Genomic DNA, 13,197 nt, shown 5'->3' with positions numbered 1-13,197 from the left:
TGTGCGGTCGGCCCCGGGCGGTGCTTCAGCGCGTCGATTCCCGGGGCCCCTCGCCGATCACGGCGTGATCCGATGTCGAAAAAATACGCAGGCAAAATAATCCGGTCATAGCGCAAATCGGCAAACCCGCGCTGGCGTTTACCCGCCGCCGCGGGCTGGCCGCCATGCGCTCACGCCGTCACGCGAACGGCACGGCCTCGAAGCCGGCCGCGAGCGCGTCGACGATCCGGTCGAGCTGTTCGCGCTGGATCACGAGCGGCGGCGACAGGATGATCTTCGTGCCGACCGGGCGCACCAGCACGCCGTTCTCGCGCGCGACTTCCGCGACCGCATTCGCATAGCCCGACAGCGGATCGATCGGCTCGCGCGTGTCCTTGTTCGCGACGAGATCGAGCGCGAGCATCAGCCCCTTGCCGCGCACCTCGCCGACCGCCGCGAAGCGTTCCGCGAACGACTGCAGCGCTTCGAGCAGATACGCGCCCTGCTTCGCCGCATTCGCCGGCAGGTCTTCCTTCACGACGATGTCGAGGCTCGCGATCGCGGCCGCGCATGCGACCGGGTGGCCGGCGTACGTGTAGCCGTGCATGATCGCGCCGCCGAAATCGGCATTCGCGGCAAACGCGTCCTCGATCCGCGCGTTCACGACCGTCGCGCCGAGCGGCACGTAGCCCGACGAAATCCCCTTCGCGAGACACATGATGTCCGGGCGCACGCCCCAGCCGCGACTGCCGAACAGACTGCCGCTGCGGCCGAAGCCCGTCACGACTTCGTCGGCGATCAGCAGCACGCCGTAGCGGTCGCACACCTCGCGCACCAGCGGCCAGTAATTGGCCGGCGGCACGATCACGCCGCCTGCGCCCTGGATCGGTTCCGCGATGAACGCGGCGACGGTGTCCGGGCTCTGGAACTGGATCTCGCGCTCGAGCATTTCCGCGCAGATCCGGCCGAGTTCCTCCGGGTCCTGCGTGAACGGGTTGCGGTACAGCCACGGCGTCTCGACGTGGAAGCAGCCGGGCAGGTTCGGCTCGTAGTTGCGGCGGAACACCGTATTGCCGTTCACCGACGCGCCGCCGAAATGCGTGCCGTGATACCCCTGCTTCAGCGAGATGAACTTCGTGCGATCGGCCTGGCCGCGCACCTTCCAGTACTGGCGCGCGATCTTCAGCGCGGTCTCGATCGAATCGGAGCCGCCCGAGCTGTACAGCACGCGGCGCATCTCTTCCGGTTCGAGCATGTCGATCAGCTTCTTCGACAGCTCCTCCGCACGCGGATGCGAAATGCCGTCGAACAGCTGGAAGTATTCGAGCTCGTCGAGCTGACGCACGATCGCGTCCTTCACTTCCTGGCGGTTGTGGCCGACGTTCACGTTCCACAGGCCCGCGACGCCGTCGACGAGCTTGCGCCCCTGTTCGTCGAACACGTAGCAGCCGTCGCCGCGCACGATGCGGATCGGCTTGCGCTGTTTCATTTCGTTCGGGTGCAGCATCGGATGCCAGAATTTCGCTTCGTTGTAGCTCATTGCAATCTCCACTGTCGGATCGGTTTTTGCGGTTTTTGGATGGGCCCGCGCGTCAATGCGCGATGCAGACGGATTTGGTTTCGGTGAAGCCTTCGATCGCGTACTGGCCGAATTCGCGGCCGATGCCCGATTGCTTGTAGCCGCCGAACGGCATCGACGGATCGAGCGGGATATGGCAGTTCACCCACACGGTGCCGGCCTCGATCCGCGGCACGAGGTTCATCACGCGTGTCAGGTCGTTGCTCCAGATGCTCGCGGCGAGGCCGTACGGCGACGCATTCGCGAGGCGTATCGCATCGGCCGCGTCGTCGAACGGCACGACGACGATCACCGGGCCGAATACCTCGTCGTGGACGATCGCGCTGTCCGGGTGCGGATCGGCGATCACGGCCGGCTTCACGTAGTAGCCGGGCAGATCGTCGGCCGGCGTGCCGCCCGCGAGGAACGTGAGGCCCGCCCGGCGCGCGCCCTCGATATGCTGGACGACCTTGTCGCGATGGTGCGCGGATACCAGCGGATTGATCTGCGCGGTCGTATCGAGGCCCGCACCGAGCTTCATCGACTGCGCGACACCGGCGAGCCCGTCCGCGAGTTGCGCGAACTTGCTGCGATGCACATAGATGCGGGACGCGGCCGCGCACACCTGCCCCTGGTTGAAGAACGCGCCGGCGGCGACGCCATCGAGCGCCTGCGCGACGTCGACGTCGTCGAGCATCACGATCGGGTTCTTGCCGCCGAGTTCGAGCGAGAAGCGCGTCATGTTCTGCACGGCCGCCGCGCCAACCAGCTTGCCGGTCGCGGTCGACCCCGTGAACGAGATCTTCGCGATCGACGGGTGGCTCGCGAGCGCCGAACCGCAGACGCGCCCGCCCGTGACCACGTTGAACACGCCGGGCGGCACGCCGGCTTCGCGGGCCAGTTCGGCGAGCCGCAGCGCGGTGAGCGGCGTTTCCGGCGACGGCTTCAGCACGATCGTGCAGCCGGCCGCGAGCGCGGGAATCAGCTTCCACACCGCGATCATCAGCGGGAAATTCCACGGCACGATCGCGGCGACCACGCCGACGGGCTCCTTGCGCGTATAGGCCGTATAGCGCGCGCCGGGCGGGAACGGGATCGACACGTCGAGCGTCTGGCCGGTGATCTTGGTCGCCCAGCCGGCCATGTAGCGCACGTATTCGACGCTCGCGCCGACTTCGACCGCGCGCGACACGTGAATCGACTTGCCCTGGTTCAGTGTTTCGAGTTGCGCGAGCGTTTCGGCGTCGGCTTCGATCAGGTCCGCGAGTTTCAGCAGGATGCGTTCGCGGTCGGCCGGCCGCAGCCCGCTCCACACGCGCGCGTCGAACGCGTGTTTCGCGCTGGCGACCGCGCGGTCGACGTCGTGTTCATCTGCATCGGCGACGGTCGCGAGCCGCTCGCCCGTGGCGGGGTCGTACACGTCGAGCCGGGCAGCCGCGTGCGCGGGCTGCATGGCACCGTCGATGAAGAGGCCGAAGTCGCGCGCAACGAAGGTGCGCACGGTGTCGCTGACGGCGACGAAGTTCGTGTTGCTCATGGGCGTCTCGTTGATTGTCGTGGCTGGACCGCGGGCCGGTGAGGCACGCGGGTGTCGGACCACTGTATCGACGAGGATTCACGCCCGGTGAGCGCAAATTGGCAGCGCGTGATCGGCAAGACGATCGCGCAGCGTGCCGCGCGATCCCGATTACAGGAACAACGCCCCGACCAGCTCCGTGCGATTCGACACGCCGAGCTTGCGGTACATCCGCATCAGGTGCGTCTTGATCGTCGGCGGCCCGAGCGCGAGATCGCGCGCGATCTCCTTGTTCGAGCGGCCGTCTCGCACGAGCCGCGCGATTTGTTCCTCTCGGTAGGTAAGCCGCTCCTCGCAGGCGATCTGATGAATCCCGCGCCGTGCACGCAGCAGCGGGCTCAGCGCGGCTTCAGCGACCGGCTGCAGCCGCGCGAGCGCGTCGATCTCGCCGGGCGCGAACCGTCGTGCGGTGCCGTTGCCGTTCGCATCGCCGATGCCGAAGCGCAGCAGCGAGAACGCGCCGACCGTCCGGCCCGCGTCCCGCAGCCAGATCTCGACGACGTCGGCCACGTCGTGCCGCCGCAGAAAACGGGTCCAGTACGCGGACGCAGCGCGTCGTTCGTCGGGCAGTTGGGACGCGAGCGTGACGACCGCGCATTCGCCCGCCGCGCAGCGCGACGGATGCAGCGGATCGAGCATCCGGTAGCGGGCAATATAGGTGCGGTGCATCGATTCCGGCATCCCGAACAGTTCGAAATCGGCCGGCTCGCCGCTCTGGTCGAGCCGGTAGAACACGATCGCCGACGGGCTCGCGAACGCGTCGAACGCGTCCACGCATGCGCGCAGCGCGCGTCGCCAATCGGCGGGAGCGTGGTCGGTGGGGGCGGACAAGGTAGGCATGGGAATCGGCTGGCGCGCGAATGCATCGAATCTCGACGTCCGGGCCAGCGTACCGACGCCGAAAAGCGCCGGTGAGCACAAATCGGCAATTCGTCCCGGGCCGGCCAGGGCGGCCGGTTCAACCGGGACGATACGGGCGCGCGAAGGGGCGCGCGCCTTGGTTCAGCGCGCGTTCGCGGCGAACGTGTCGCAGGCGCTCACCTCACCCGACTCCATCCCGCGCCGCAGCCAGTACACGCGCTGCTCGCTCGTGCCGTGCGTGAAGCTTTCGGGCACGACGTAGCCTTGCCCTTGCTGCTGCAGCCGGTCGTCGCCGATCGCGGCCGCCGCCTTCAGCCCCTGCTCGAAATCGCCGGGCTCCATCAGCCGCTGGTTCGCGCGCTGCGCGTTGTTCGCCCACACGCCGGCAAAGCAGTCGGCCTGGAGTTCCATCCGTACCGACAGCGCATTCGCACGCGACTAGCTCGACCGCCGGCGCGCGGCGTCGACCTTGTCGGCGATGCCGAGCAGGTTCTGCACGTGGTGGCCGACTTCGTGCGCGATCACGTAGGCCTGCGCGAAATCGCCGCCCGCGCCGAAACGCTTGCGCAGTTCGTCGTAGAAGCCGAGATCGATATACACGTTGCGGTCACCCGGGCAGTAAAACGGCCCCATCGCGGTCTGGCCGGTGCCGCACGCGGTCGGCGTCGAGTTCGTGAACATCACGAGCTTCGGCGGTTGGTACTGTGCGTGCAGTTGCGTGTTGAACACGCCCGTCCACGTGCGTTCGATATTGCCGAGCACCTTGCGCGTAAACACCGCGCCCGGATCGTTCGCCGGCGCGCCCTGATGCTGGGTCGGCGCGGGCTGCGCCTGCTGCTGCCTGCCCTGCAGCGCCGACGCGCCTTCGAGCACGACGCGCGGGTCGATCCCGAAGAAATACGATGCGGCCAGCGCGACCACGATCGTGCCGATGCCGATCGTCGCGCGCCCACCGCCGAACCCGCCGCCGCGTCGATCCTCGACGTTGGCGCTTTCTCTTTCGTCGTCCAGCCTCATTGCCGGCCCCTCCCTGTTCTTGTCGATGGTCCGGCCGCGCCAGCGCGCAACCGGGCGATACGCCGTGGCGACACGAGCCGTCGGCGGACGCGATACCTGCGCTTCGGGCGCCCGGCCGCACCGATCCGGCCTGCCGCGCCCTTGCCGGCCGCGCCCTTGCTGGCCGCGCCATTCGTACGACGGAATCGACCGCCGACGCGCCGCGCGTCGTTGCACGCGCCCGCTCACGCTATTTTGCCGGGCTTTCGCGGCTTATCGCAAAAATGTGGAGGATAGAGCGATTCGGCGGCGGACATCGTCAGCCTTTGCAAAATGGGCCTCGGCCGGCTGGGCTCGGTCGTCCGGACGACCGGCGTTCATCCTTTCGGCGGATACCGGCGCGCGCCGGCGCCGCCTAAAGTGGCTGGAACGCATCCTCCCGGAGAACGACATGACGCACCCGCCACCCCGCACGATCGCGATTACCGGCGCAGGCACCGGCATCGGCGCCGCGTGCGCGCGCCGCTTTGCCCGCCGTGGCGACCGCGTCGTGCTGATCGGTCGCCGTCCGGCACCGCTCGACGCACTGGCTGCCGAAACGGGCGGGCTCGCGCTGGCCGGCGACGCCGCCAGCCCCGCCGACTGGGCCGGCTTCCTGCCGCGCATCGCCGAACGCTTCGGCCGCGTCGACGCGCTCGTCGCATGCGCGGGCGGCCATGGCATCGGCCGCGCGGGCGAAACCGACGACGCGCAGTGGCGCGACGCGATGCACTCGAACCTCGATACCGCATTCGTCAGCGCACGCGCATGCCTGCCCGACCTGATCGCGCAGTGCGGCAATATCGTGCTGGTCGCGTCGATCGCCGCGCTCGCGGCCGGGCCCGGCGTATGCGGCTACACGGTCGGCAAGCACGCGCTGCTCGGGCTGGCGCGATCGCTCGCACGCGACTACGGCCCGCACGGCGTGCGCGCGAACGCCGTCTGCCCGGGCTGGGTCCGCACGCCGATGGCCGATGCGGAAATGGAACCGCTGATGGCCGCGCACGGCGATTCGCTCGACGATGCGTACGCCCGCGCGAGCGCCGACGTGCCGCTGCGGCGCGCGGCCGATCCCGACGAGATCGCGGCCGTCTGCGCGTTCCTGGCGTCGCCGGACGCGTCGTTCGTGACCGGCGCGACGCTCGTCGCGGACGGCGGCGCGATGGTCGTCGACGTGCCGACGCTCGCGTTCGACCGGCTTTGACGCCACCCGAAGGCGTCACGCGTGCCTGCTCGCTTCCGAATCCATTAACATCGTCCCGATCCGCCGCCTGGCGCGGCACCGCCTCACCGTTCGGGATTCGATGAACATCCGGTTTCTGGAAACCTTCGTCTGGCTCGCGAAGCTGGAAAACTTCCGGCTCACGGCCGAGAAACTGCACACGACGCAGGCCGCCGTGTCGAGCCGCATCGCCTCGCTCGAGGAAGCATTCGACGTGCGCCTGTTCGACCGCAACACGCGCTCGGCCACGCTCACGCCCGCGGGCCGGCGCATGCTGGCCTACGCGGAGCGGATCGTGCGGCTCGACGGCGAAATGCGGCGCGACATCGATGCGGCGAGCGACGCCGGCCTGATCCGGATCGGCGTGATCGAATCGATCGTGCACAGCTGGTTCCCCGCGCTGATGGCGCAACTGCGCGAGCGCTATCCGCGCCTCGACGTCGAGATCACGAGCGACACGACGCTGCACCTGATCCGGCTGCTCAGCACCGACGGCGTCGACCTGATCCTGCAGACCGATCCGGTGCCGGGCCCGGACTTCACGAACCTGCCGCTGGGCGAATTCCCGGTGCGCTGGGCCGCGAGCCCTCGCCTCGGGCTCGGCGGCCAGCCGCTCGACGTCGCGCGCCTGGCCGGGTTTCCGATCATCAGCTTCTCGCGCCACTCGGCGCCGCACGCGACGATCGAGCGGCTGTTCGCGGCGGTCGAACGGCCGGCCAGCATCAACTGCATCACGTCGGTCGCCGCGATGATCCGCCTCGTCGCCGACGGGCTCGGCGTGGCTGCGCTGCCGCCTGCGATCATCGGGCGCGAACTGCACGAAGGCACGCTCGAACTGCTCGACGTCGAACCGGAATTCCCGGCGCTGCCGCTCGTCGCGACGTACCGCAGCCAGGGGCTGCCGGTCGCCGCGCGCATCGCGGAACTCGCGAGCGAAGTCGCGCGTGCGACGGCGGCTGCCGCGAACCTCGCGAAGCCGGCCGCCGCCGATCGCGTCGACGCAACGCCCGCGCGCAGCGCAACCGCGACAAAGACGACTACGCGTGCGAAAACGAAGCCGAAGCGCACGACGAAAGCCGCCTCGTCTGCCGCGCCCGCTGCAAAACGCCCTCCGCGCCGCTCATAAGAAAACCTGTTCACCGCGAATTTGTTTTCTTGTTGGACGGGCGCGGGCCCTCTTCGGGACACTGGGGTTCCTGACATCCCCGTCACGAGGAACCCCGCGATGACCCGCCTTTCCCTTCCGCACGGCCAACTCTGCGTCTGGACGGATATCGACCCCGCGCACGAAGCCGATTTCAACGCGTGGTACGACCGCGAGCACATGCAGGAGCGTGTCGCGATTCCCGGCTTCACGCATGCGCGGCGGTTTCGCGCGACCGACGGCGGTCCGCGCCGATACCTCGCACTGTATGTGACGGACGCGCTCGACGTGTTCCACGGCGATGCGTACCGGCGCGCATTCACGCAGCAGACCGCGTGGTCGCTCGCGAACTTCGAACGCATGACGGGCACGCAGCGGCGCGTCGGCGAGCTGACGATCGAGGCCGGCGACGGCGAAGGCGCGCATCTCGCGCTGTTCGTGCTGCCGCCGGATCGCATCGACGTGCCGCAACTGCGCGAGCGTTTCGACGCTGCGCTGCAAGAACCGGGCATCCACGCCGCGCGGCTCTTCCGCACGTCACCGGACCTGTCCGCGCCGATCGGCGCCGCGGCAGCCGCCCGTCCGGCCGCCGATGCGCTGGTGCTGATCGAAGGCAGCGACGCAGCCGCCACGCGCCGCGTGGCCGCCACGCTCGCCGCACACGACGACGTGCGCACCTTCGACCTGCTGTGGCGCGCCGCCGCACCGCTGCCCGCCCGGCGACGCGAAACCGAACCGGCCGCCGCTGCCGCGCTGCCAGCCTGAACGCTCGACGCCGACACCCACGCCGGCCCCGCGCTTCACCCCGTCACCCGTCACGACCTGCCCGATACCATGAGCACTCTCGCCCAGCCCGCCGCCCACGCGCCCCGCCGTGTCCGCAACAGCCGACTCGCGACCGCGAGCATGATCGGCACGTCGCTCGAGTGGTACGACTTCACGATCTACAACACGCTCGCCGCGCTCGTTTTCAACCACCTGTTCTTCCCGTCGGTCGATCCGCTGGCCGGCACGATCCTCGCATTCTCGACCTATGCGGTCGGCTACGTGTCGCGCCCGCTCGGCGGCTTCGTGTTCGGCAACCTCGGCGACCGCATCGGCCGCCGCGCGGTGCTGATGCTCACGCTCGTGCTGATGGGCGTGACGACCGCGCTGATGGGCGCGCTGCCGACCTATGCGCAGGCCGGCATCCTGAGCCCGATCCTGCTCGTCGCGCTGCGTTTCGTGCAGGGCGTCGCGCTCGGCGGCGAATGGGCCGGCGCGGTGCTGCTGTCGGTCGAGCACGGCGACCAGAAACGACGCGGGCTGTCCGCGTCGTGGACGCAGATCGGCCCGTCGTTCGGCACGCTGCTCGGCACCGGCTGCATCGCGCTCGTCACGCTGTCGACCACGTCCGACAATTTCCTGTCGTGGGGCTGGCGCGTGCCGTTCGCGGCCAGCGCGCTGCTCGTCGCGTTCGGCTTCTGGGTGCGTCGCGGCGTCGACGAAACGCCGCAGTTCGAGCAGCTCGCCGAATCGCACGCGACCGCCGAAGTACCCGTCGCCGACGTGCTGAAGTACCACTGGAAGCGCCTGCTGATCGCGGGCGGCTCGCGAATCGGTTCGGATGTGCTGTATGCGCTGATCGTCGTGTTCACGCTGACCTACGTGACGACCGTGCTGCACCTGTCGCGCCCCGTCGCGCTGACGGCCGTGATGATCGGCACCGCGTGCAACGCGCTCGCGGTGCCGTTCTTCGGCGCGCTGTCGGATCGTTTCGGCCGCCGGCCCGTGTATCTCGTCGGCGCAATGGCCGGGATCGTGTGGGCGTTCGTGTTTTTCACGCTGCTCGATTCGGCGCGCCCGGCGGCGATCGTCGCGGCCGTCGCGATCGGCCTCGTGATCCATGCGGTGATGTACGGCCCGCAGGGCGCATTCGTGACCGAACAGTTCCCGACGCGCGTGCGCTATGCGGGTTCGTCGCTCGCGTACACGCTCGCCGGCATCGTCGGCGGCGGCTTCGCGCCGCTCGTGATCGCCGCGCTGTTCCGGCAGACGGGCACGACGACCGCCGTGTCGCTGTACGTCACCGCCGCGCTCGTCGTCACGTCGATCGCGCTCGTCGCCGCGCGCGAGACCGCGCACCGGCCGCTCGAGGATTGAGCGTCGCCGCGAGCCGAATCGTTCCTTCGCACTTCAAACGGATATTCGCATGCCCACCCTGTCGTTCAACGTGATTTCCCTGCAACGCGCGCCGGCCGCCGTCGACGTCGACGTCGAGCGCGTCGTGATCGCCGGCTGGGCCGGCCGCGACCCGGCCGCGATCCGCGCGCACATCGACGAGCTCGCGGCGCTCGGCGTCGCGCCGCCATCGACCACGCCGTGCTTCTATCGCGTGTCGTCGGCGCTGCTCACGCAGGCGCCGTCGATCGGCGTGCTCGGCGCGCGCTCGGGCGGCGAGATCGAATGCGTGCTGGTCGACAGCCCGGCCGGCACGCTGGTCACGGTCGGCTCCGATCACACGGATCGCGAAGTCGAGGCGTACGGCGTCGCCGTGTCGAAGCAGGTGTGCGCGAAGCCGCTCGGCCGCGACGCGTGGCGCCATGCGGAGGTCGCCGATCACTGGGATGCGCTCGAGATGCGTTCGTGGCTGATTACGCGCGACGGCGAGCGAATCGTGTACCAGCACGGCGCGGTCAGCGGCCTGCTCGCCCCCGACGCGCTGTGGCAGCGGTTCGGCGATCGCCGCGCGATGCCCGCGCGCTGCGCGATGTTTGGCGGCACGGTCGCCGTGCACGGCACGATCGCGACGATGGGTGACGGCGATGCGTTCGAGATGGAGCTGCACGATCCGGTGCTCGGACGCAGTCTCGCGCATCGTTATGCGGTCGAGGCGTTGCCGGTCGTGGCTTGACGGCGAGCGGAAAACCGCACGGGACGCGGGCACCACGGCTGTCGGTCGTGACGCCTGTTCCTACCTGTACGACTCAAAGCAGTGATAGTCCGGGAAGTTGAACTGCGAGTTGCCGCAGTACAGCACACCGGCCAGGTTGGTACACCCGCTCAATGTGAACATGATTGCTCCCGCAACCGACGCTTTCCAGCCAACATGCAACATCTCGCCCCCGTTTCCCGTTGATCGACGTTGGCGACATGATGCTCATCGGATGCATGCGGGTATGTGGAAAATTGTTGTCCCGCGGGTGCTTCGATTCTGTCTGACGCCCTCCGGTGTCGGGCATGGCCCGATGCACCGGAAAGCGGTCGAGGTGCATGGCTGCGCCTGGCGCAGAAAATGACGGCGACGCAACGCGCACGCGCCGCCGCCCGTCACGCCTTGAACGTGATCCACGGTTTCAGCCGGACCGCACTGCGGATCAGCCCGGCCTGCTCCTGCGCGTCGATCACCGGCCCGATCGGCTTGTAGGCGTCCGGCGCCTCCTCGATCCGGCGTTCGTCGCGCAACGTCACGCATCGCCATGTACCGGGCGCCTGCTCGGCACGCATCCTTCGCAACGCCTGACGGCGCACGCCCCGGCCCGCGCCGTGGCTGCATGACCACAGCCAGTCGGGATGGCCGAGCCCGGTGGCCAGAAACGACGCGTCGCCCATCGAGCCGGGAATCAGCGCGAGATCGCCATCGCGCGCGGGTGTCGCGCCCTTGCGGTGGATGTTCATGCCGTTCTCGCGCAGCACGACATTGTGCGGCACATCGACCACGAGCGCCGAACCGGTCGCGCCGGTCAGTTCCGCCAGCTCCTTGCGCACCATTTCCGCGAGGACGACGCGGTTCAGCCATGCATAGCGCGCGGCCGTGCCCATCGCGACGAGGTATTCGCGCGCCAGTTCGCCGGACAGACCGTACAGGCCGCTCTCCGGATGCCTGACGCCGGCCGGCCATGCGGCACGCGCGCGATCCATCCAGCGCCGCCCGACGTAGAAGCCGACATCGCGCGAGCCGCTGTGAATCATCACGACGACATCGTCCTTCGCGATCCCGGCGCGGTACGCCACATGCCGGTCGAACACCGCGTCGACGATCTGGAGTTCGACGAAATGGTTGCCCGAGCCCGGCGTACCCAGGCTCGGGTCGCGAAACATGTCGCGCGAGCCGACGTGCGCGTCCGGCGCATACTTCGCGCTGCCGTCGAACCCGGCGAGACCGATGCACGACGACAGTTCAGCGGCCAGCCGGTCGCGGTCGACCTGCTGCCACAGCCCCTGCCGCGCCACGCGGTCGATGAATGCCGCCGGGCCCGCGTCGAACAGCGCGCGAAATGCGTCGCCACCGACCGGCACGTCCCGGCGATCCGCGAGAATCGCACGGGTCAGCCGCTCGACGAGCGCCGCTTCGAATGGTGCGAGGGCCGAGCGCTTGAGACCCGTCGTGACGAGGCGCATCCCGCAGTTGATGTCGGTGCCGATCGCGGCCGGAATCACGAACGCGTCGTCGGTCGCGACGATCGAGCCGACCGGCGCGACGCCGCCCGGATGGAAATCGGGCGTCGCGCATGCCTTGCAGACGCCGTGGTGGCCATCAGGCGACCTGACCGCGGCGAACGCGAGCAGTTGCTGCACGGCCTTCTCCTCGAGCGGGAGCGAATCGGGCAGCAGCACGGAAGCCTGCGACTGTTCATTGCGCAAATGGTAGATGCCGGCCTGATGGTCGACATGGATGCCTTGCCGCTGCAAGGCTTTTTTCAGACGAGGGAAAGTAGACATCGCTGCTGGAAATGAAAAAGGTACGACGCGACCTCCGGCATTCCGGCGGTCGTGGGTACCTTCCTGCAGCAGCGTCGAGGAAGGAAGCGCGGATCATAGCAGAGCCGCGCGACATCCGCGACGACCGTTGCTCACCCGAGACACCCGAGCCCCGCCAGCGTCGCCTCCACCGCCGTCTCGAGCGGCGTCACCGGCTCGCGGCCGAGCACCGCGGTCACACGCGCGTTGTCCATCCGGATCGGTTCGCGCCACAGGTAACGCATCTCGAGCAATTCGCGCATCGTCGTGACGAACGGCGCGGCCACCCACACGAGCCACCACGGGAAATCGCGCAGCGCCGGCCGCATGCCGTGCCGTTGCGCGACGCGTTGCACGGCCTGCGCCATCTGCATGCCGTCTTCATCCCAATGCCCGCCCAGATGAAAACGCGCGAACGGCTCCAGCGTCTGGCGGCGCTCGATCAGCTCGAGCATCGTGCGGGCCACGTCCGGCACATACGACCATTGATGGCCGACGCCGCGGCTCGGCACGCTGATGGCCGAAACGGGCCGCCCCGGCTTGATCAGCCCCTGCGAGAACCAGCTGTTGCCGAGCTGCGGTCCGAAGAAATCACCGGCACGCACGACGATCGAACGCACGCCGTGCACGCTGGCGTCCTGCAGCCGGCGCTCCAGTTCGACGCGGATCGCGCCCTTGCGCGTCGCCGGATGCTGCGGCGCATCTTCCCGCAGCACCGGAAACGCATCGACGCCGAAGTTGTAGACCGTGCCCGGCAGCACGACGGTGGCCTGCACGGTCCGGGCCGCCGCGATCGTGTTGTCGATCATCGGCAGCACCTGCGTCGCCCAGTTCCGGTATCCGGGCGGGTTCACCGCATGCACGATCACGCTGCAGCCGCGCGCGGCGCGCACCACCGCAGCGCGATCCAGCGCGTCGCCGCGCACCCATGCGATGCCGTCGCGCTCCACGACCTCGGCATCGAGCCCGCGCTTGAGCGCGCGCACCTGCCAGCCCGCATCGCGCAACTGCCGCGCGACTTCCCCGCCGATCCCGCCGCTCGCGCCCAGCACGAGTGCCTGCCGTTGCGTCCCGCCTGCATTTGACAACATTGCCGCTCTCCT

At 69.0% G+C, this 13,197-nt stretch carries 10 protein-coding genes and 1 pseudogene; 5 read left to right on the top strand and 6 right to left on the bottom strand.

The genetic code is table 11. The features are described 5' to 3' along the window. Window positions 1-178: 178 nt before the first annotated feature. The 4 genes and pseudogenes from J8I35_RS06790 to J8I35_RS06775 all read right to left on the bottom strand — a co-directional run bounded on the left by J8I35_RS06790 (window position 179) and on the right by J8I35_RS06775 (window position 4,991). Window positions 179-1,519, bottom strand: coding sequence for an aspartate aminotransferase family protein (locus J8I35_RS06790; RefSeq protein WP_209924828.1), 1,341 nt, complete (start codon window positions 1,517-1,519; stop codon window positions 179-181). Window positions 1,520-1,571: 52 nt separating this feature from the next. Beyond that, window positions 1,572-3,074, bottom strand: coding sequence for an aldehyde dehydrogenase family protein (locus tag J8I35_RS06785; protein WP_050017440.1), 1,503 nt, complete (start codon window positions 3,072-3,074; stop codon window positions 1,572-1,574). Between the two features lie 150 nt (window positions 3,075-3,224). Next, window positions 3,225-3,953, bottom strand: coding sequence for a LuxR C-terminal-related transcriptional regulator (locus J8I35_RS06780; protein ID WP_124555969.1), 729 nt, complete (start codon window positions 3,951-3,953; stop codon window positions 3,225-3,227). 162 nt (window positions 3,954-4,115) lie between these two features. After that, window positions 4,116-4,991 (bottom strand): annotated as a pseudogene (locus J8I35_RS06775) (neutral zinc metallopeptidase). Window positions 4,992-5,421: 430 nt separating this feature from the next. Between J8I35_RS06775 and J8I35_RS06770 the strand changes: the two are divergent. The 5 genes from J8I35_RS06770 (at window position 5,422) to J8I35_RS06750 (ending at window position 10,268) form a co-directional block, all read left to right on the top strand. Continuing rightward, a complete protein-coding gene (locus tag J8I35_RS06770; RefSeq protein WP_209924827.1) occupies window positions 5,422-6,213 on the top strand; it encodes an SDR family oxidoreductase in 792 nt (263 codons plus the stop codon). A 100-nt stretch (window positions 6,214-6,313) separates the two neighbouring features. Next, complete coding sequence (locus tag J8I35_RS06765) at window positions 6,314-7,357, top strand: LysR family transcriptional regulator (protein WP_050017438.1); 1,044 nt, start codon at window positions 6,314-6,316, stop codon at window positions 7,355-7,357. A gap of 99 nt (window positions 7,358-7,456) precedes the next feature. Further along, on the top strand, window positions 7,457-8,140 hold the full coding sequence (locus tag J8I35_RS06760) for a DUF4286 family protein (protein WP_050017437.1): 684 nt from the start codon (window positions 7,457-7,459) through the stop codon (window positions 8,138-8,140). A gap of 57 nt (window positions 8,141-8,197) precedes the next feature. Continuing rightward, entirely contained in the window at window positions 8,198-9,517 is a 1,320-nt protein-coding gene (locus tag J8I35_RS06755) for an MFS transporter (protein WP_089489528.1), read from the top strand. A gap of 49 nt (window positions 9,518-9,566) precedes the next feature. Further along, window positions 9,567-10,268: a DUF2848 domain-containing protein gene (locus tag J8I35_RS06750; protein ID WP_209924826.1), complete on the top strand. Its 702-nt coding sequence runs from the start codon at window positions 9,567-9,569 to the stop codon at window positions 10,266-10,268. A gap of 416 nt (window positions 10,269-10,684) precedes the next feature. On the opposite strand, the gene J8I35_RS06745 is transcribed toward J8I35_RS06750, so the two are convergent. Both J8I35_RS06745 and J8I35_RS06740 read right to left on the bottom strand, forming a co-directional pair. Continuing rightward, window positions 10,685-12,076: an RtcB family protein gene (locus J8I35_RS06745; protein ID WP_209924825.1), complete on the bottom strand. Its 1,392-nt coding sequence runs from the start codon at window positions 12,074-12,076 to the stop codon at window positions 10,685-10,687. Window positions 12,077-12,207: 131 nt separating this feature from the next. Then, window positions 12,208-13,185: an NAD-dependent epimerase/dehydratase family protein gene (locus tag J8I35_RS06740; protein ID WP_124638459.1), complete on the bottom strand. Its 978-nt coding sequence runs from the start codon at window positions 13,183-13,185 to the stop codon at window positions 12,208-12,210. Window positions 13,186-13,197: the final 12 nt, after the last annotated feature.

Source organism: Burkholderia sp. CpTa8-5, from assembly GCF_017815045.1.
Lineage (GTDB): Bacteria > Pseudomonadota > Gammaproteobacteria > Burkholderiales > Burkholderiaceae > Burkholderia > Burkholderia sola.
This window is presented reverse-complemented; position numbering and strand designations above follow the sequence as displayed.

Coding starts and splice junctions, on each gene's coding strand:
- J8I35_RS06790 (WP_209924828.1), bottom strand. CDS start 1,519: ATGAGCTACAACGAAGCGAAATTCTGGCATCCGATGCTGCACCCGAAC.
- J8I35_RS06785 (WP_050017440.1), bottom strand. CDS start 3,074: ATGAGCAACACGAACTTCGTCGCCGTCAGCGACACCGTGCGCACCTTC.
- J8I35_RS06780 (WP_124555969.1), bottom strand. CDS start 3,953: ATGCCTACCTTGTCCGCCCCCACCGACCACGCTCCCGCCGATTGGCGA.
- J8I35_RS06770 (WP_209924827.1), top strand. CDS start 5,422: ATGACGCACCCGCCACCCCGCACGATCGCGATTACCGGCGCAGGCACC.
- J8I35_RS06765 (WP_050017438.1), top strand. CDS start 6,314: ATGAACATCCGGTTTCTGGAAACCTTCGTCTGGCTCGCGAAGCTGGAA.
- J8I35_RS06760 (WP_050017437.1), top strand. CDS start 7,457: ATGACCCGCCTTTCCCTTCCGCACGGCCAACTCTGCGTCTGGACGGAT.
- J8I35_RS06750 (WP_209924826.1), top strand. CDS start 9,567: ATGCCCACCCTGTCGTTCAACGTGATTTCCCTGCAACGCGCGCCGGCC.
- J8I35_RS06745 (WP_209924825.1), bottom strand. CDS start 12,076: ATGTCTACTTTCCCTCGTCTGAAAAAAGCCTTGCAGCGGCAAGGCATC.
- J8I35_RS06740 (WP_124638459.1), bottom strand. CDS start 13,185: ATGTTGTCAAATGCAGGCGGGACGCAACGGCAGGCACTCGTGCTGGGC.